An 18697-nucleotide genomic window follows, 5' to 3' on the forward strand; every position below is an offset into this window, starting at 1 on the left:
TTTTTTAATGCACCGCAGTTGCGGTGCTTTTTTTTGGCATAAAGAGTAAAACATGGCAATATTATTCCATGTAATAACCTATCCATTTTCAGCCAAAACAATCGGATACATAACCATAAAACAAAATTAATACACTCATGAAAAAGTTCGAACCAGAACAGTTCCGCCAGCAATTTCCAGCGCTACAACAATTTCCAGCACAACAACAGACGATATTTCTGGATAGCGCAGCCACTGCACTCAAACCACAAGCGATGATAAAGGCAACCCAAGACTATTATCAAAACAGTAGCGCTACCGTACATCGCAGCCAGCACCAAGCAGCGCTGGAAATCACATCCCGCTATGAACATGCCCGGCAACAAGTTGCTGAACTCATCAACGCTCCGAAAGCTGAAAATATTATCTGGACAAAAGGAACAACAGAATCCCTCAATCTAGTTGTTCAAAGTTATTTCCGCACTCATCTCTGGCCCGGTGATGAAATTATCGTCAGTGAGCAGGAACACCATTCCAATCTGATCCCTTGGTTAATGTTGGCAGAACAAATCGGCGCCAAGGTTATTAAATGGCCTCTAGGCAATGGCAAGTTGCCTGACATCAACATCCTGCCTGAATTGCTAAACAAACACAGTCGATTGATAGCCATCAGCCAAATGTCCAATGTAACTGGCGGAACAGTTGATCTCTCTGCAATAACGGCAATAGCACACCAACACGGTTGTCTGATCGTTGTGGACGGCGCCCAAGGCGTTGTTCACAATCCCATTGATGTTCAACAATCAGATATCGATTTCTACGCATTCTCTGCTCATAAACTCTATAGTTCGAACGGTGTTGGCGTACTTTACGGCAAAAGCGAGTTACTTAATGCTATGTCTCCCTGGCAAGGCGGCGGGAAAATGCTCTCCCACACTTCATTCAACGGTTTTACACCAGAAGCGGTACCTTTCCGGTTTGAAGCAGGCACACCAAATGTTGCCGGTATTATTGGCTTTTCTGCCACGCTGGAATGGTTGCAAGATATTGATATTGCCAAAGCCGAGGCTCATGCAGTCGCACTTGCTGACTATACCGAAGCACAACTCTCCGCTTTACCCGGATTTATCAGCTATCGCATTGCCGGTTCCAGCTTATTGGCTTTTAATTTTACCGACATTCATCACAGTGATTTGGCCGCCATTCTGGCAGAACAAAATATTGCGTTACGTTCCGGTCAACACTGCGCTCAACCCCTGATCGAAGCTTTAGGCATCAGCGGCTGTTTGCGCGCCTCTTTTATGCCTTACAACAATCAGCAGGATGCCGATGCTTTAATTCAAGCAGTAAAATTTGGCCTTTCTCTATTACAGGATGAATGAATTACAGGATGAATGAATTACAGGATGAATGACATTATGACTCAAGCCGCTGAAAACCGGATTGCACCACACCCATTTGGCCGGGAAATCAGCCAACAACAGCTCATTGCAACCTTTGACCAATGCCGCCAATGGGAAGATCGTTATCGCCAGTTAATCTTACTGGCGAAGAAACTGCCCGTATTGTCAGAAAGCTTGAAACAGCAAGATACTGAAATGTCCGGCTGTGAAAACCGGGTTTGGTTAGGGCATCAATTACTGCCAGATGGTCATTTGCATTTTTATGGCGACAGCGAAGGTCGCATTGTAAAAGGTCTACTGGCCGTGATCTTGACTGCCGTAGAAGGCAAAACACCGGAACAAATTTTAGCAACTAACCTGTTGGCGCTGTTCCACCAACTTGGGCTGGAACAGCAGATAAGCGGCTCACGGCTGAACGGCGTCAAGTCGCTGATTAATACCGTGCAAAATACCGCAAAATCTTATATCAAAGATCGCCTTGACGTTGCGCCTTAGCAACCATCTTTTTCAGGGCATGGGAAACCGCTACAAATCCAAATGTCGCCGTGACCATCGTTGCGGCGCCAAAACCAGAAGCGCAATCCATACGCTTAGTTCCCTCGGCGGTACTTTTCGCGGCACAAACAGAACCATCACTCTGCGGATAAACTAATTGCTCGGTTGAGAACACACAATCAATACCCAACTTACCTTTTCCATTCTTCACAACACGATAATCAGATTTCAGCCTTTCTCGCAGTTTAGCCGCTAAAGGATCGTGAACCGTTTTCGCCAAATCAACAACCTGAATCTGAGTCGGGTCAAGTTGTCCACCTGCGCCGCCGGTTGTGACCAGTGGAATTTTATGGCGACGGCAATAAGCCAACAGCGCCGCTTTTGGCCTGACACTATCGATAGCATCAATCACATAACTGAATCCAGCCGCCATCATCTCTTCAACATTATCGGGTGTGAGGAAATCATCAACACAAGTCACTTTGCACTCTGGATTAATTGCCAGAATACGTTCGGCAATCACTTCTGTCTTTGGTTGCCCAATATGCTGTTTTAAAGCATGTAATTGGCGATTAGTATTGGTAATACATACATCATCCATATCAATCAAAGTGATCGCGCCGATTCCTGTACGAGCCAAAGCCTCAGCCGCCCAAGAACCTACTCCACCAATACCTACAACACAAACATGAGAATGGCAAAACAAAGAGAGCGCTTTTTGTCCATATAAACGGGCAGTTCCCGCAAAGCGCTGCATATATGCATCAGAAAGAGAAGTTTGCATTACTGAATATCAATCCTGAAAACCTGTTATAAAATGTATGAAGAGTTATCACTGACTTACCATCAACATGGTAGGCTGCGCTTTTTTTAACACCCAAACCCGACCGTAATGGTTATAGAAACCTGCCGCTATACCCGCCGCCCCACCAATACCATGATAGATATCGAAATGATGGCCCTTTATTGCCCCACCGACATCCAACGCAACCATCAGGCGCATCTGGTACTGACCGGTAAATTTACCCTCCTTATCCAGCAGAGGTATCTCTGCCAACAGGGTTGTTCCTGGTGGAACAAGCATTTTATCAGCCGCTACAGAGGCTTTTGCAATTAAAGGAACGCCACTGGCGCCCCGTACCGGCGCATAGTTTTCAGGTTTAAAGAAAACAAATGATGGATTCTGCTCCAACAGCTCACGGACTTCTGCCTCACTGTGAGATTCTGTCCATTTACGAATCGCCAGTATAGAAATATCTTCCTGCGCAATTTCCCCGCGCTCAATCAGTAACTTGCCAATGCTCCGGTAAATATGCCCGTTTTTACCGGCATAACCCAAAAAAGTCAGTGGCTCACCATCACCAAAATCGACATAACCACTACCCTGTACCCCCATAATATAATTATCAATCAGTGAACGACTATAACCAATAATCAAATTGGGGCTAAGAGCGCCATTGTATATTTCAGTTCGGCTTGGTAAGCGATATTTACTCTTAGGCGGCATCCGGTACAGAGGATACTTAAACTCCCCCTGTTTAACACGGCGAGCTTGCAACACTGGCGTATAGTAGCCGGTAAATTGGACGTTACCGTAATTATCCACCCCTTCCATCTGATAAGCGCGTAAATTAAACAGATTCAACTTACTGGTTTCACCACCCGCTAACATCCAATTTTGAACGGCGTTAAAAGTTAAGCTATTACGATTATACAGACGAGGAGCAACCTGATTAATCAGGGCAATCTGCTCTGAAAAATCCTTTGCATTAACTGGCTTACCCTGCGCATTGGGTTGATTCACCAGCCGTAAATCCTGAGCGATATGACCATCTCTATATTGTTGGCCCTGTGCTGTTGGGCGAGAATGACATCCAACCAACAGTGAAATCACGGTTCCACACAGCAGATACTTACCCCAGTATTTCATTGTTGTTTTCTCTCTCTTACCAACATAGCCTGCGGCGAACAAAATACCAAACCAACAAAAATAATGAAACCTACCATAAAAAAATAACTTAACAAAACAACGACACAAACGAATAAAAAAACATCAACATGCAGAGTAACCCATCAAAAAAGTAACGAAACAAACAATTTTTAACAAAAAAACTTGCAACAGCTCTTATCCTGAGTATAGTGCCCGCATCGGACGCGGGGTGGAGCAGCTTGGTAGCTCGTCGGGCTCATAACCCGAAGGTCGTCGGTTCAAATCCGGCCCCCGCAACCAACACGATAAAATAGTTCAATATTTGCGAATGGAACCAATTCCGGCAGGCGTTAGTGATGCAGGAAAGCACGAGGTAGGTTCTAAACGGACGCGGGATGGAGCAGCTTGGTAGCTCGTCGGGCTCATAACCCGAAGGTCGTCGGTTCAAATCCGGCTCCCGCAACCAATTTTCGCTACTCAAAATATTAAAACGGACGCGGGGTGGAGCAGCTTGGTAGCTCGTCGGGCTCATAACCCGAAGGTCGTCGGTTCAAATCCGGCCCCCGCAACCAATTCTCTATGCGTTTCAGCGTAAAAATTCCAGAAGTGACTTCTAAATAATTTTTAGATAATTTTGTCGCCGTCGTATCTGTACTCAGTTTAATGATAATAGAGAGAGCAGATACGTGGCCTCAGAACTCAAATCGCCAAATTCCCCCCATTCTTGAAATAAGCTTTGATACCCGCAAAAATCGACTCTGCGATCTGCTGCTGGAAGCGCGCAGTTTTCAGTTTTCGCTCCTCCTCCAGATTACTAATAAACGCAGTCTCTACCAAAATCGAAGGAATATCCGGTGCTTTCAGTACCGCAAATCCAGCCTGATCTACCTGATTTTTATGAAGTTTATTCACTTTTCCCATGCGTTTGAGCACTTCATTGCCAAATTTAAGGCTGTCATTGATTGTCGCAGTTTGTAACAAATCAAACATCGTGTGATCCAGATACTTATCACCGCTTTTACTTACCCCGCCAATCTGATCAGCTTCATTCTGCGTCTGGGCTAGAAAACGTGCGGTATTACTGGTTGCACCTTTAGTCGAGAGTGCAAAAACCGAAGAACCACGGGCAACTCGGTTAGTAACGGCATCAGCATGAATAGAAACGAATAGATCAGCCCGCATCTTACGCGCTTTTGCCACCCGGACTTTTAGCGGGATAAACACATCTTCATTACGGGTCATATAAACTTTCATCCCCGGTTCACGCTGAATCAGCGTTTTCAATCGACGAGCAATTTGCAGAACAATATCTTTTTCGCGGGTCTTGTATTTGCCAATAGCACCAGGATCTTCCCCGCCATGCCCTGGATCAAGCATGATAACGATTGGCCTGTCTTTACCTGCCTTGCCTGACTTTGGTCTTTCCACTGGCAGATCTTCTGCCAAATGACCTTTATTGTACTCTTCGAGTAGAGCAAGTAATGGATCATCATCCGTATTCGTTCCTGTTACGGGATAAATATCCAACACCAGACGATGTTTAAATTTCGCCACTGGTTTCAACGTAAACATATGTGGACTGACCGATTGCTTAACTTCGAACACCAAGCGAACGGTTTTAGGATTAAACTGCCCCACCCTGACCAGTTTAAGGTAAGGGTCGCGGGATTGAATCTGCTCCCCCATCCCGCTTAGAGCATGATTGAGTTGTACACCGTCAAGATCAACCACAATTCTATTTGGATTTTTCAGCGCAAACTGGCGATATTTGAGTGGAATATTGGATTCAAGCGTTACACGGGTATAACTGGATGCCGGCCAAATACGTACTGCGATAATTTTTGCTGACGCTGCGTAACCCACCTGGCTAACACTAAGTAACCACATCGCTGCGGCTCCCTGCAACAAACGACGTCGTGACAGATTATGATCTGAATGACTCATCTACTTAATATTCCATTCATAAAATACAAACATTCAGGGTGACATTCACCAAATGAAACGATCAAATGAAAAACTTTAACCAATCAGCATTATGCTGTCATCAATAAACAGCATTTTATATTTTGCAAATTATTAACGTCTACAGGTACATGAAAATGTTTTTATCTGAATTGCCTCTTGCCATTTTTCCTCAAAAGGAATAAAAAAGCATAAATTACGAATAAAAATTCAATCGAGAGTCTGTTATGAAAGAACGCAGCACCGAATTAGTTGAAGGATTTCGTCATTCTGTTCCGTACATCAATGCACATCGTGGTAAAACCTTTGTTATTATGCTTGGTGGAGAGGCTATTGCTCATGAAAATTTCTCTAATATCATCAACGACATAGGATTACTGCATAGTTTAGGCATCCGCCTGGTGGTCGTCTATGGCGCCAGACCTCAAATTGAACAAAACCTTGCAGATCATCATTACAAACCGGTTTACCACAAACATACCCGTGTGACCGATAATAAAACATTAGAATTAGTCAAACAATCTGCTGGTTTGCTGCAACTGGATATCACCGCACGTCTTTCTATGAACCTGAATAATACACCGTTACAAGGCGCTAATATTAATGTCGTTAGCGGCAATTTTATAATTGCTCAACCGCTTGGTGTTGATGATGGTGTAGATTATTGCCACAGTGGAAAAATTCGCCGTATTGATGAGGACGCTATAAATCGTCAATTAGACAATGGCGCAATCGTACTAGTTGGCCCTGTTGCAGTTTCTGTCACTGGAGAGAGTTTTAATTTAGCATTTGAAGATGTTGCTACGCAGTTAGCTATCAAACTACAGGCTGAAAAACTAATTGGTTTCTGCTCTACTCAAGGTGTACAAGACAAAGACGGAAAAATCCTATCGGAAGTTTTTCTTAACCAAGCACCAGAACTGATTAAAGAGCTCGAAGTTAAAGGTGACTACTATTCAGGTACAATCCGTTTTTTACGGAGTGCGGTAAGAGCTTGCCGGAGTGGCGTTCGTCGCAGCCATTTATTGAGTTATCAGGCAGATGGTTCTCTACTGCAAGAATTATTCTCCCGTGATGGTATTGGCACCCAAATAGTCATGGAAAGCGCAGAACAAATACGCCGGGCTAATATCAATGATATTGGTGGTATTCTCGAACTTATTCGCCCGCTGGAACAACAAGGTATTCTGGTTCGCCGTTCAAGAGAACAACTTGAGAGAGAAATTGATAAATTCATCATTATCGAACGCGACAACCTGACTATCGCCTGTGCTGCGCTCTACCCTTACCCTGAGGAGAAAATTGGCGAAATGGCTTGTTTAGCCGTTCACCCTAAATATCGCAGCTCTTTAAGAGGTGAAGTACTATTGAATCGCATTGCAGAACACTCCAAACAGTTCGGACTGGAAAAACTGTTTGTCCTGACTACCCGCAGCATTCATTGGTTCCAGGAACGGGGTTTTGAGCCAGCAGAACTCTCAATGCTACCGATTCAGAAACAAGAGTTATACAACTATCAGCGCCGTTCTAAGATTCTTATGCTGAATTTGGAACCACAGTAATAAACGTACTCATGCCGAAAAAGCCGACTTTTGCGAAAAGAGTATGCTGAATATATCAGCCGTTTTGACTGGAAACTGGGACTTTGGACTTGTGCATATTATATGATTACCGCAGACGGCGCTCCGATTAAGAGACTAAAAATAGACATCAAGAAGCAAGAAAATCCAACGAAATAACAGCTCTTCGAGCTATTTGTTCTCCATCTCCCCCTAATGCTAAAAGCGCGTTTACTCACAATGAGCATTCAGGAGGGAGAATTCCGCAGGTTTTGTTAAACGACGCAATTCACCTATTTATGGAAGACCCGCGATAACCATCGCGGGTCTTGTTACCGAGTTAGTGCCAGTTAGCTGCCAGCACAGGTTGCAGCCGCTGTTGCTCGACATCGCCGAGCATTGTGGTCGCAGGCGCTGGTGGCGCGAAGGCAGCCATAGCCTGGACAAGATTTTCGACATTACTGTCCATCAATCGATGACCGTCACCCGCCATGATGCTACCTGGTCGTTCGGCGGGACTGGCATACCAATTATGCAGTGTTACCTCCTGCTTGCTGCCAATGACCGAAATTTGCAGATCCTGCCCTTCATGCTGGAACCACAGACGCTCAGGGCTGATATCCTTTCCAAACACCAACCGCCCCCTATTACCGCTAAATTCCAAATCGTTGTCCCCATGCCCGACTTCTACCGTCGACATATCACCACTGTCCACAATATGGTTATTACCCTCCCCGACTTTCACTTTCGACATAAAACCGCTGGTCACGATATGGTTATCACCATTCCCTACTTCTACTGTCGACAACTCACCGCTGGTCACAATATCGTTATTACCATCCCCTACTTCTACCGTCGACATATCACCGCTGGTCACAATATTGTTATTACCATCCCCTACTTTCACCCTCGCTGAAATTCTTGGGATGGTAATGCGATTATTACCATGCCCGACTGTTAGTCTGTCGACCTTGCCGGCAATGACATTGTTACCATTACCTAGAGTGATATCGGCAAAACGGCCCATCACATTCACCTTATTGTCACCGTTGCCGGCAACCACTTTGCCATTTCCAGCATCCACATTGTGGGTAATGATGTTGTTGCCATGTCCGACTGTTAGTCTGTCGATATTGCCAACAATGACGTTTTTACCGTTACCTAGCGTGACATCGGCAAAGCGGCCCACCACATTCACCTTATTATCACCGTTGCCGGCAACTATTTTGCTATCCATAGCTTCCACATTGTGGGTAATGCTATTATTACCATGCCCGACTGTTAGGTTGCCGACATTGCCGACAATGACATTGTTACCATCACCTAGAGTGATATCGGCAAAGCTGCCCATCACATTCACCTTATTGTCACCGTTGCCGGCAACTATTTCGCTATCCCTAGCTTCCACATTGATAGTCTTACTCTCGTCCCCCAACGTAACCTTAGCAAAGGGAATTTCGACCGTAATGGAATTAGGGTCAGTAGTCACCGGTGTAGGTTCCGCTGCTGGCTCAATTTTCGGAACGTTAAGCGTTGTGCGCGGCTCAACAGGAGGAGTGCTAGTCGGCTTCCGGTCAATCAGTGACATCCGATCAACATTCTGGTCAAAATGCGACCTCAGGTCGACAAAGCCAGTGCCAATTCTAATCGGCTCCAGCTTAACAGGGGTAACTTTAATCATATCCCGGTTAATAGGTGACATCCGGTCAACATTCTGGTCAAAATGCGACCTCAGGTCGACAAAGCCAGTGCTAATTCTAGTCGGCGTCAGCTTAACAGGGGTAACTTTAATCATATCCCGGTCAATATCAATAGGAGAAATTTTAGTCAGACTCCAGTCAATAAGGGGAATACTAACCGGCTCCCTTGGGGGAATACTAATCGGCTTCCGGTCGATAGGGGAAAGTGGTAAAGGCTTGTCAACACCAAGAGGGCCGACAATTGGTGTCAATGAGCTCGGTACAGTCACCGTCGGTTTATCGGGAGATTGCGTCACCACTGGCCCGACCGTTGGCACCAAATCCGGCGAAGGCTCCGCAAAGAGGAAGTCGGCCGCATCGACCTGCGAAATATCCAAGGTATCGAGATACAGCAACTTCACGTTTGAATCAGTACCGCTGGCCCCATTAAAGACAACTTCAACGCCATGAATTTGTGACAGGCCGTTGATCGTGCCACGATTACTCTTAGCAATGGTTAGTTGGCTGAAATCAGTGATTCCGGTTTGACGCAAATCAATTTTATCAATGCCGTGACGGAATCCACGTAATGCATTCTTATAGTCCTTGACGCCCGGTTGGGCTGCCACCACAAAAACATCTGACGCCGCACTGTCATGACTATAGATCGTTCCATTCAAGCTAAATTTCATCTGCCCCTGAGCGTCGCTAGTGAGCATGACGCCCTTGCCGCCGCCCTTAAGGATCACGGTTCCCAAGCCTTCTTGTGGCTGGAGCGTTGAGGCGTCGCTACTCGTGTAAGCTACTGGGGCAATAAAGGTGTTCTGGAACTTGAAGTTCGCCGCACCGATCCCGGCGAGTGTCTGATTTTTCAGGACAATACTCTGCCCCTTATCCAGATCGACCTTAACATCCGCCCCCTGTTGCGTCAGCAACAGATCGGCAAATGTTTTGCCACCAAATCCGACCAGATCGATGATTTCGCCACGAGCGGCCTCGAAGTTGCTGATGATATCGCTGCCTGCCTCACGGCGGTGAACCACAAAGAAGTCCTTACCCGCACCGCCTGCCAGTGTGTTGTTTCCACGCCCGCCATCAAGCAATGCATCCGCATTACCTGCCACCAGCGTATCGTTGCCATCGCCGGTGACGATGTTCTGAATACCCGACGGATTCTTTATCGTCAACGCTGTGCCGCCAATATTGGCAACGCCAGTCAGCAAGTTGACTGAGGTATCCCGCGAAACAGCCGCCGCATTGAGGGTATTACGCCCTCCCGCCACGCCATTGACCGCGTCATCCAACACCGCGCGGTTGGCCTGCCCGACCACCGATTGGATATATTCGTCGGTGTAAAAGTAAGTGTCATCCGGGGTGCTCTTGCTGCCGTACAAACGTAGCGACCAGGCATTTAATGTGACCGGCAGGCCGGAATTCGCATCGGTCACTTGGAGGGTCCAATTGCCAGCCGAGCGCTCGCCAAAATCATGAGTCGACATAAAGCTGTACTTGAACGTTCCCGACTGGCTACTACCCAGATCGCTCGCACTCGCGCCCGGCATGCCGTCTGGAACCTTACCCTGACGATTGAGCAATATGCTCTGAGTGCCATCTGGAGAGATCAGTTTGAGCGTCAGATCGCCAAGACGGCCTACCTGAGCGTCAAAATCGATCTCGACATGCTCAACATTCAGACCGGCATTCATGGCGATGGATGACGTCAGCGTCTCACCCGCAGCCAAAGTTTTCCCCACAGGACCGCTGGATGCGCTATAGACGTACTCGTTAGCAGCAGTGCTTTGAGTCATCCAAGACTCAGCCAAACGAACAGCGGCTCGCGCATCGACTTGACCGAAACCATAATCGTTGCTGGTATGCATGCCGCCGCCATTCCAGCTATGGCTGTTATTATCGTTCCATTTGGTAGATGGGTCATTGATCTTGCGAGCGGATAGAGCAAGGATCTGCTGCACATCCCGATAACCTAAGTTCGGGTTGGCCTCAAGCATCAGCGCAACAACACCGGAGATTATCGGAGCGGCAAAGCTGGTGCCTTGCATGCTGGTGTAGTCATTGCCGAAAGTTGAGCCACGTTCGGTTTTCAGCATATGGCTGGTAGACACGACATTGCTGCCCGGCGCCGAAACCAGCAGGCTGGCTCCCGGATTGGAGAACGGTGAAGAACCAATCTGCAAAGTCGATAAATCGCCCTGTGCGTTGATCGCACCGACTTCCACCGAAAAACGGTTGTTATTGGTCAGCGACCCTTGGGCATTGCCGCCTTCTGCACGATTATTGCCGCCCGCCGCTACGATGACGGTACCCAATCCGCCACGACCATTAGCCGCCGCGTACTGCGCATTCATACTCAACGACGCGGCAGTATTTATAGAGCCGTCCTGAAAGCTGCTGAGCGCGAAATCGTTGGTAAATCCCCAGCTATTGTTGGCAACGTCAAAACTGACCATATGCCCCAGTCCCGCAAGATCGGCACCGTCATTAGCCAGATAATAGCCGCCCAACGTAGCATCATGGGCAACCCCGACGCCGCCTGTATTATTCTTCGCCGCGACCATTACACCCGCCACCATTGTCGCGTGGTTGGAGACCACGTCCGGCAAGGTGCCATTGGTTTGTTGAGTCTGCAACCAAGCTTTATCGACATTCGCTGCAAGGTCGGGGTGATTGATATCAAATATTTCAGGCGCGGTGGCAAACTTACCGCCCGGCTCGAACTGACCAATGCGTACCCCCTTGCCGGTGTAGTCCTTCCAGACTGGCAGAATATTGGCATCGCTCAGATACCACTGCTGAGCAGCCAATGGATCGAGAGGAACTTCCGGGGTCAGTAACGTGACAGGGGCACGCATCGGCGCTGTTTCCCCGCTGTTCAGGTCTACTACCGATGCCGAAGGATTACCGGCCGCATCGGTGACACCGTATTTGAAGCTGATCAGCCCAGTGTAAAGCGGGTCCGGCGTAAACAAGACATCGCCTTGGTTTGTGAGGCTGACCGTACCACCTATCGCATCACCAACATTGGCAATGCGCAAGGCTCCCTGACTGTTAAGGTGTTGATCGTTAGCCAACAGACTTTCTGCGGAAATCAGATGGGGCTGAGTACGATCAAAAATCTTGCCGTCCTTGTCGTGAGTAAGGACATCCTCGACAGGCATAGCATCAGGTATTTGTAAATCAACAGCCGAAATATCTGAAAAATTAAGTTTCTGGATATTTTTCAGCGTTACCGTGCCGTCACGTCCGGCGACCTTGTCGGCCACGATATATCCGCTGTCAGTACGGGTGATTCGATAGTCGCCGTGATTACCGTGCAGGCTGACGATGTTGATCCCACCATCCCCATCAATCGTAGCATTGCCGTGGCCCACTTCGATCACGTCGTCACCGAAGCCTCCGAAAATCTTATCATCACCGCCGCCAGCGTGAATGATGCTGCCGCCTTTGGAGGCGTAAATTGTGTCACCCTGAGGACCGGCATAAATAACTGACTTACCAGTGCCACCAATGATAGTATTGTGCCCACTGCCGCCGACCAGAACGTCGTTACCCATACCACCGACCAGCACCGAATCACCGGAACCGCCCTTGATAAAGACACCGTTGACACTACCGCTTATGATCGTATCGTTGCCGCTCCCGCCTTCGGCAATGGTTAAACTGGATTGACCCATGTTCAGCTCCACGCCTTGGTTACCGACAATAATCGCCGTATCGTGCCCGCCATTGCCGTGAATGTTTTTCGTATCGTCAGAAGCGCTGATAACAAAAACATCATCGCCAGCACCGCCGACATAGGTATTGCTCCCGGTCCCCCCGACCAGCCAACTGCCGGTTTTTGCCGCAATCAACGTATCATTGCCGCTGCCGCCATACAGATTGCTTACTCCCAGTTGCTCGGCATTTAGGGTTTCATCTGTTTCACTCTGGCTGGCGTAAGCCTTGGTTGTGATATCGTTGTGAGTGGAGGTCACTCGCGTGCCAGCTCCCTCAGTACTCAAGGTATTGCTGACGGGGTCACCGAGAAAATCGACGGCCAACACTTCCTGAGTTTTACCATTGATAGTAAACGCCCCACTGGCAACGACCTTATTCCCATCACGAACTTCTGTTTTGTTCGAAGCCCGGACGTTTATCTGGGTAATACCCAATTCCGCCAGTGTTTTGAGTTCGCCCGCATCGACTTTTGCATCGTGTGTACCATCAACCCAGACCCGCAACTGGCTCCAGATCGGATCACGTTCATCAATCACGCCATCCTTGTTGGCATCTTCACTGGCTAAAGCACCGAACCCATCCTTGAATTTTTTTTCGCCAGCGGCACCGTTTATTCCGGCCTTACCACCGTAGTACTCGGAGAACATCTGGCTGGCATTTTTTATCTGACCGCTACCATCATCGATCACCAATATCCCGGTATTGCGATCCGTCCAGCCGCTGCGCTTAAGCGTGCCACTGTTATCCATGTCGAACAACACGCCGTCACGGATATCAGTCATGTGCGCACCATTGCCACTCAGATCCAATAACAACGGGTCAACATAAGTGTTAAACGTTGTCATCGCCGACAAGCCGTTCAACGTTACAGCATTGCGCAGGCCGAAATCCAGTTTGCTAGTGTCTCCGGGTTGGTAGAAAGGCTTGTAGAACTCCGACAGATAGGTGTTAGGTCGGACATTGGGGTCAAGCTGCATTTCACCGGGACGAATACCACCGGTGGCAAGGCTTGCCATTTGGGTTGAAGTGAAATCTGTTTTATTGAGGATATCTCCAAGAGCAGATATTTTATGTGTTGCAGAATTTTGTATAAACCCGTTAGCAACATCCTGCTGAGCTTTACTTTCACCCTGAATATACCGCAGAGGTTTTGGCATAGGCACGATATCGATGTTAATAAATGGCTTCATCGGTAGGGTAATTTTCGTATCCTCTGGCCTAAGCCATAAACATGCTCGACCACTTTCATCGTCCAGATAATAAAAATCACTATAACGAATATAACGACTCAGGTTGTCACGAATAATTTTACTTCCATTATTTTGTAACATTTTACGCAAATGTATCGGATTATTATTAGGGAACAGTTCTCCCTCGAAACCTTTTTCGTTATAGCCAATGGCTTTTAATGACGCAAATACGAAATCCACGCAACTGTTTTTGGCCACATTGTAACGCTCAGCATCAAATCCAACTAACGATGGGTCTTTTGAAAAAACTTTTAACCTGTTGTACTGAAATTCAGTCAATTCTACGGTGGTTTCGTAAGAGGTCTTTTGGTAAGCGGCATCATCATGCTCAGTAATTCTCCCTTCACCAAACATTTGATCATACGCTGACTCGAAACCATAACTTTTTTCATTTCCGGTCCCGTCACTTAAAACATACCACATATGACCGCCGAATGAAGAATGTACATCTCCCGCTTTGTGATCGCCCTTATCGGCCTGATAAACATACTTAGCCCCCATAGGGGCAACTTTATAGGTTACGGTATATTTCTTTTCCATACTTATTATTTCCTTGTTTTTTTACAGATGTGGGTCAAATTTTCGGATTGTAATAGGTGAACTCGACAAAACTCTCAATTCCATTAAAAGCAGGGACATCCTCCAGGGTGGTAATTACCGCAGAGTAGCATCCGGCGGGTAAAGAAAATGTCTTAATTTCTCGCACAGTCGTATTTACCCTTCTCTCTTCGTAATCAAAGGTACGCCCCCAACCGCTTCCCACAGCGTTTATTTTCTCATCAAAAAAAACCTTACCGTTTTTAACCAGACGAAGCGAAACAGGGATTACAATCCCGTTCTTATCAATACTCCCAAACAATTTATCCCTCCTTTCCATTTCATCAAAACCATCCCCATTAGCAAACAGCAGGGCAAACTGATAATTTCCAACCTTGCTGATTTCAAAATCAATTTTGACTGATTGACCAGACTTCGATACGTCAATCGGTCTGTATATATCAATGTGCTTAGAGCAGGCCATTAATAATGTACAGCTCATAAAAACAATAATATTTCGCCAATTTTTAAACCTTTCGTGTACCTGTAATACTTTCATTTCGTCACTCCAAATTTTAATATTTTCTTTGTTTATACCGATACCATTTTAAACCTTCTTAAATCTTCGGATTAAAATACGTGAGCTGTACAAAACTCTGAATGCCATTAAAAGCAGGCACATCCTCTAGGGTGGTAATTACCGCAGAGTAACGTCCGGGAGGTAACGAAAGTGTTTTAATTTCTCGCACAGCCGTAGTTATACTTCTCCCTTCGTAATCGAAGCTACGTCCCCAGCTACGTCCCCCTGCGTTTATTTTCTCGTCAAAAAAAACCTCTCCGTTTCTAACCAAATGAAGCGAAACGGGGGTTATAACTCCGTCCTTATCAATATAACCGAATAATTCAAGCCGCCTTTTCATTTCATCATCATCCCCTTTATCAAACAGCAGAGCAAACTGATAATCTCCAGCCTTTCGCTTACTGAGTTCAAAATTAATCTCGACGGATTGCCCCGAATGCGACACATCAATCGGCTTATATATAGTATCAATGTGCTTAGAGCATGCCATTAATAAGGTGCAGCTCATAAAAACAATAATATTTCGCCAATTTTTGAACCTTTCATGTACCTGTAATACTTTCATTTCGTCATTCCAAATTTTAATATTTTCTTTGTTTATATCGATGCCATTTTAAATCTTCTTAAATTTTCGGATTGTAATAGGTGAACTCGACAAAACTCTGAATGTCATTAAAAGCAGGCACATTCTCCAAGGTAGTAATTACCGCAGAGTAACGTCCGGGAGGTAACGAAAGTGTTTTGATTTCTCGCACAGCCGTATTTATACTTCTCTTTTCATAATCGAAGCTACGCCCCCAACTACGTCCCCCTGCGTTTATTTTCTCGTCTAAAAAAACCTCGCCGTTTCTGACCAGATGAAGTGAAACGGGGGTTATAACCCCGTCCTTATCAATACTCCCAAACAACTCAAGCCGCCTTAGCATTTCTTGATAATCATTCCCTTTATCAAACAACAGGGCAAACTGATAATCTCCAGCCTCGCTCTTACTAAGTTCAAAATTAATCTCGACGGATTGCCCCGAATGCGACACATCAATCGGTTTATATATAGTATCAATGAACTTAGAGCAGGCCATTAATAATGGTGCAACTCATGAAAATAATAATATTGCGCCAATTTTTAAATCTTTCATATACCTGTAATATTTTCATTTCATCACTCCAAATTTTAATATTTTCTTTGTTTATACCGATACCATTTTAAATCGCCTTAAATCTTCGGATTAAAATAGATGAGCTCTACAAAACTCTCAATGCCATTAAAAGCGGGGACATCCTCCAAGGTGGTAATGACAGCAGAATAACGCCCAGGGGGTAACGAAAGTGTTTTAATTTCTCGCACAGCCGTATTTATCCTTCTCTCTTCATAATAGAAGGCTTCCACACCATCAAACCTCACTACGTTTATTTCCTTGTCAAAAAAAACCTTACCATCTTTAACTAGACGGAACGAAATGGGGATTGCAACCCCATCATGATCAATATTCCCGAACAACTTAAATCTCCTGTCCATTTCATCATAATCATCCGTGGTAGCAAACAGCAGAGCAAACTGATAATCTCCAGCCTGTCTCTTGCTGAGTTCAAAATTAATCTCGACGGATTGACCAGAATGCGACACATCAATTGGTTTGCGTATAGTCTCAATGTGCTTAGAGCAGGCCATTAATAAGGTACAGCTTATAAAAAAAATAATATTTCGCCAATTTTTTAACCTTTCATGTATACGTAATACTTTCATTTCGTCACTCCAAATTTTGATATTTCCTTTGTTTATACTGATACCATTTTAAATCGCCTTAAATCTTCGGATTAAAATACGTGAGCTCTACAAAACTCTCAATGCCATTAAAAGCGGGGACATCCTCCAAGGTAGTAATTACCGCAGAGTAACGTCCGGAGGATAACGAAAGTGTTTTAATTTCTCTCACAGCCGCAGTTATATTTCTCTCTTTATAATAAAAGGATTGTGTTCCTTCGCTCCCCATCGTATTTATTTCCTTATCAAAAAAAACCTGGCCATCTTTAACCAGACGAAGAGAAACGGGGATGGCAACACCATCCTTATCAATATTTCCGAACAACTTATCTCGCCTTTGCATTTCAACAAAACCATCTCCATTAGCAAACAGCAAGGCAAACTGATAATTGCCAGCTTTGCGCTTGCTGAGTTCAAAATTAATCTCGACAGATTGCCCCGAATGCGACACATCAATCGGTTTATATATAGTATCAATGTACTTAGAGCATGCCATTAATAAGGTGCAGATTATAAAAATAATAATGTTTCGCCAGTTTTTTAACCTTTCGTGTACCTGTAATACTTTCATTTCATCACTCCAAATTTTAATATTTCCTTTGTTTATACCGATACCATTTTAAATCTTCTTAAATTTTCGGATTGTAATAAGTGAACTCGACAAAACTCTCAATTCCATTAAAAGCAGGGACATCCTCCAGGGTGGTAATTACCGCAGAGTAACGTCCGGGGGGTAACGAAAATGTTTTAATTTCTCGCACAACCGTATTTACCCTTATCTCTTCGTAATAGAAGGCGTGCCCCCAAGCATATCCCCCTGCGTTTATTTTCTTGTCAAAGAAAACCTGGCCGTTTCTAACCAGATGAAGCGAAACGGGAGTTGTCACCCCGTCATCATCAATACTCCCAAATAACTCATCTCGCCTGTTCATTTCATCATGACCATGCCCTCTAGCAAACAGCAGGGCAAACTGATAATCTCCTTTCTTGCTGATTTCAAAATCAATTTTGACTGACTGACCAGACTTCGACACGTCAATCAGTCTGTATATATTGATGGGCTCAGAACATGCCATTAATAAGGTGCAGCTCATAAAAACAATGATATTTCGCCAGTTTTTAAATCTTTCATATACCTGTAATATTTTCATTTCGTCACTCAAAATTTTAATATTTTCTTTGTTTATACTGATACCATTTTAAATCTTCGGATTAAAATATATGAGCTGTATAAAACTCTCAATGCCATTAATTGAATACACTATCCGTAATATGTACAAAGCTCTCAATACCATTAAAAGCTGGCACATCTTCCAGAGTGGTAATTACCATCGAGTAATGTCCGGGAGTGAACTGAAATATGTCAATAGTACGTACCGCCGTATCTATCTTTTTCTCTTTATAATGGACGGTATGCATCAGCGTTGCACCCACTGTGTTTATTTCCTCGTCAAAAAGAACTTTGCCGTCTTTAACCAGACGAAAAGCAATAGGTATGGCAACTCCATCAACATGAGCACGGAATAACTCAGATCGCCTTTCTTTTTCCTCCTGACTATCCCCAACCGCAAATAACAGAGAAACCCGATATTCTCTAATCTTACTGATTTCAAAATCAATCTTGACGGATTGCCCCGAATGCGATACATCAATCGGTTTATATACATCCATCGGCTTAGAGCATGCCATTAATAAGGTGCAGCTCATGAAAATAATCATGTTGCGCCAGTTTTTGAACCTTTCGTGTATACGTAATACTTTCATCAAGTCACTCCAAACAAAGTAAGACTGCGAAAAACCCTTTGACCATTAACAGTAACTTATCT

The 18697-nt window shown here is 45.3% G+C and carries 14 protein-coding genes and 3 tRNA genes; 6 read left to right on the top strand and 11 right to left on the bottom strand.

Going from position 1 to position 18697, the window contains the following annotated elements; genetic code table 11:
• The first annotated feature begins 137 nt into the window (after window positions 1–137).
• The gene (gene csdA, locus OO184_RS07685) at window positions 138–1361 is read left to right on the top strand and encodes a cysteine desulfurase CsdA (protein ID WP_265378667.1); all 1224 of its coding nucleotides are present in this window, start codon (window positions 138–140) and stop codon (window positions 1359–1361) included.
• A gap of 36 nt (window positions 1362–1397) precedes the next feature.
• Window positions 1398–1877 (top strand): cysteine desulfurase sulfur acceptor subunit CsdE, encoded by a 480-nt coding sequence (gene csdE, locus OO184_RS07690; protein WP_265378668.1) that lies wholly within the window; start codon window positions 1398–1400, stop codon window positions 1875–1877.
• On the opposite strand, the gene tcdA is transcribed toward csdE, so the two are convergent.
• Window positions 1849–2661 (bottom strand): tRNA cyclic N6-threonylcarbamoyladenosine(37) synthase TcdA, encoded by an 813-nt coding sequence (gene tcdA, locus OO184_RS07695; RefSeq protein ID WP_265378669.1) that lies wholly within the window; start codon window positions 2659–2661, stop codon window positions 1849–1851. The two genes, csdE and tcdA, sit on opposite strands and share 29 nt — an antisense overlap.
• Before the next feature lie 48 nt (window positions 2662–2709).
• Window positions 2710–3807 carry a murein transglycosylase A gene (gene mltA, locus OO184_RS07700; RefSeq protein ID WP_265378670.1) on the bottom strand — a complete coding sequence of 366 codons (1098 nt, stop codon included), beginning with the start codon at window positions 3805–3807 and terminating at the stop codon, window positions 2710–2712.
• Window positions 3808–4030: 223 nt separating this feature from the next.
• Here mltA and OO184_RS07705 point away from each other — a divergent pair.
• The 3 genes from OO184_RS07705 to OO184_RS07715 all read left to right on the top strand — a co-directional run bounded on the left by OO184_RS07705 (window position 4031) and on the right by OO184_RS07715 (window position 4379).
• Window positions 4031–4107 (top strand) — tRNA-Met (locus tag OO184_RS07705).
• Window positions 4108–4196: 89 nt separating this feature from the next.
• Window positions 4197–4273 (top strand) — tRNA-Met (locus tag OO184_RS07710).
• A gap of 29 nt (window positions 4274–4302) precedes the next feature.
• Window positions 4303–4379: transfer RNA gene (locus OO184_RS07715), tRNA-Met, on the top strand.
• A 127-nt stretch (window positions 4380–4506) separates the two neighbouring features.
• Here OO184_RS07715 and amiC read toward each other — a convergent pair.
• A complete protein-coding gene (amiC, locus tag OO184_RS07720) occupies window positions 4507–5751 on the bottom strand; it encodes an N-acetylmuramoyl-L-alanine amidase AmiC (RefSeq protein ID WP_265378671.1) in 1245 nt (414 codons plus the stop codon).
• 245 nt (window positions 5752–5996) lie between these two features.
• On the opposite strand from amiC, the gene argA reads away from it, so the two are divergent.
• Complete coding sequence (argA, locus tag OO184_RS07725) at window positions 5997–7331, top strand: amino-acid N-acetyltransferase (RefSeq protein ID WP_265378672.1); 1335 nt, start codon at window positions 5997–5999, stop codon at window positions 7329–7331.
• A gap of 337 nt (window positions 7332–7668) precedes the next feature.
• Here the strand turns inward: argA and OO184_RS07730 are convergent, their stop codons facing one another.
• The 8 genes from OO184_RS07730 to OO184_RS07765 form a co-directional block, all read right to left on the bottom strand.
• Window positions 7669–14532, bottom strand: a complete 6864-nt coding sequence (locus OO184_RS07730; protein ID WP_265378673.1) for an SPM autocatalytic domain-containing protein — start codon at window positions 14530–14532, stop codon at window positions 7669–7671.
• A gap of 34 nt (window positions 14533–14566) precedes the next feature.
• Window positions 14567–15088 (bottom strand): DUF5625 family protein, encoded by a 522-nt coding sequence (locus tag OO184_RS07735; protein ID WP_265378674.1) that lies wholly within the window; start codon window positions 15086–15088, stop codon window positions 14567–14569.
• 58 nt (window positions 15089–15146) lie between these two features.
• Window positions 15147–15674: a DUF5625 family protein gene (locus OO184_RS07740; RefSeq protein WP_265378675.1), complete on the bottom strand. Its 528-nt coding sequence runs from the start codon at window positions 15672–15674 to the stop codon at window positions 15147–15149.
• Between the two features lie 58 nt (window positions 15675–15732).
• Window positions 15733–16188: a DUF5625 family protein gene (locus tag OO184_RS07745; RefSeq protein ID WP_312023691.1), complete on the bottom strand. Its 456-nt coding sequence runs from the start codon at window positions 16186–16188 to the stop codon at window positions 15733–15735.
• A gap of 134 nt (window positions 16189–16322) precedes the next feature.
• Window positions 16323–16853 (bottom strand): DUF5625 family protein, encoded by a 531-nt coding sequence (locus OO184_RS07750; protein ID WP_265378676.1) that lies wholly within the window; start codon window positions 16851–16853, stop codon window positions 16323–16325.
• 58 nt (window positions 16854–16911) lie between these two features.
• Complete coding sequence (locus OO184_RS07755) at window positions 16912–17442, bottom strand: DUF5625 family protein (RefSeq protein ID WP_265378677.1); 531 nt, start codon at window positions 17440–17442, stop codon at window positions 16912–16914.
• A 58-nt stretch (window positions 17443–17500) separates the two neighbouring features.
• Window positions 17501–18022: a DUF5625 family protein gene (locus OO184_RS07760; RefSeq protein WP_265378678.1), complete on the bottom strand. Its 522-nt coding sequence runs from the start codon at window positions 18020–18022 to the stop codon at window positions 17501–17503.
• Window positions 18023–18119: 97 nt separating this feature from the next.
• The gene (locus OO184_RS07765; protein ID WP_265378679.1) at window positions 18120–18635 is read right to left on the bottom strand and encodes a DUF5625 family protein; all 516 of its coding nucleotides are present in this window, start codon (window positions 18633–18635) and stop codon (window positions 18120–18122) included.
• Between the last annotated feature and the right edge of the window lie 62 nt (window positions 18636–18697).

The sequence above is a fragment of the Photorhabdus aballayi genome (assembly GCF_026153155.1).
Lineage (GTDB): Bacteria > Pseudomonadota > Gammaproteobacteria > Enterobacterales > Enterobacteriaceae > Photorhabdus > Photorhabdus luminescens.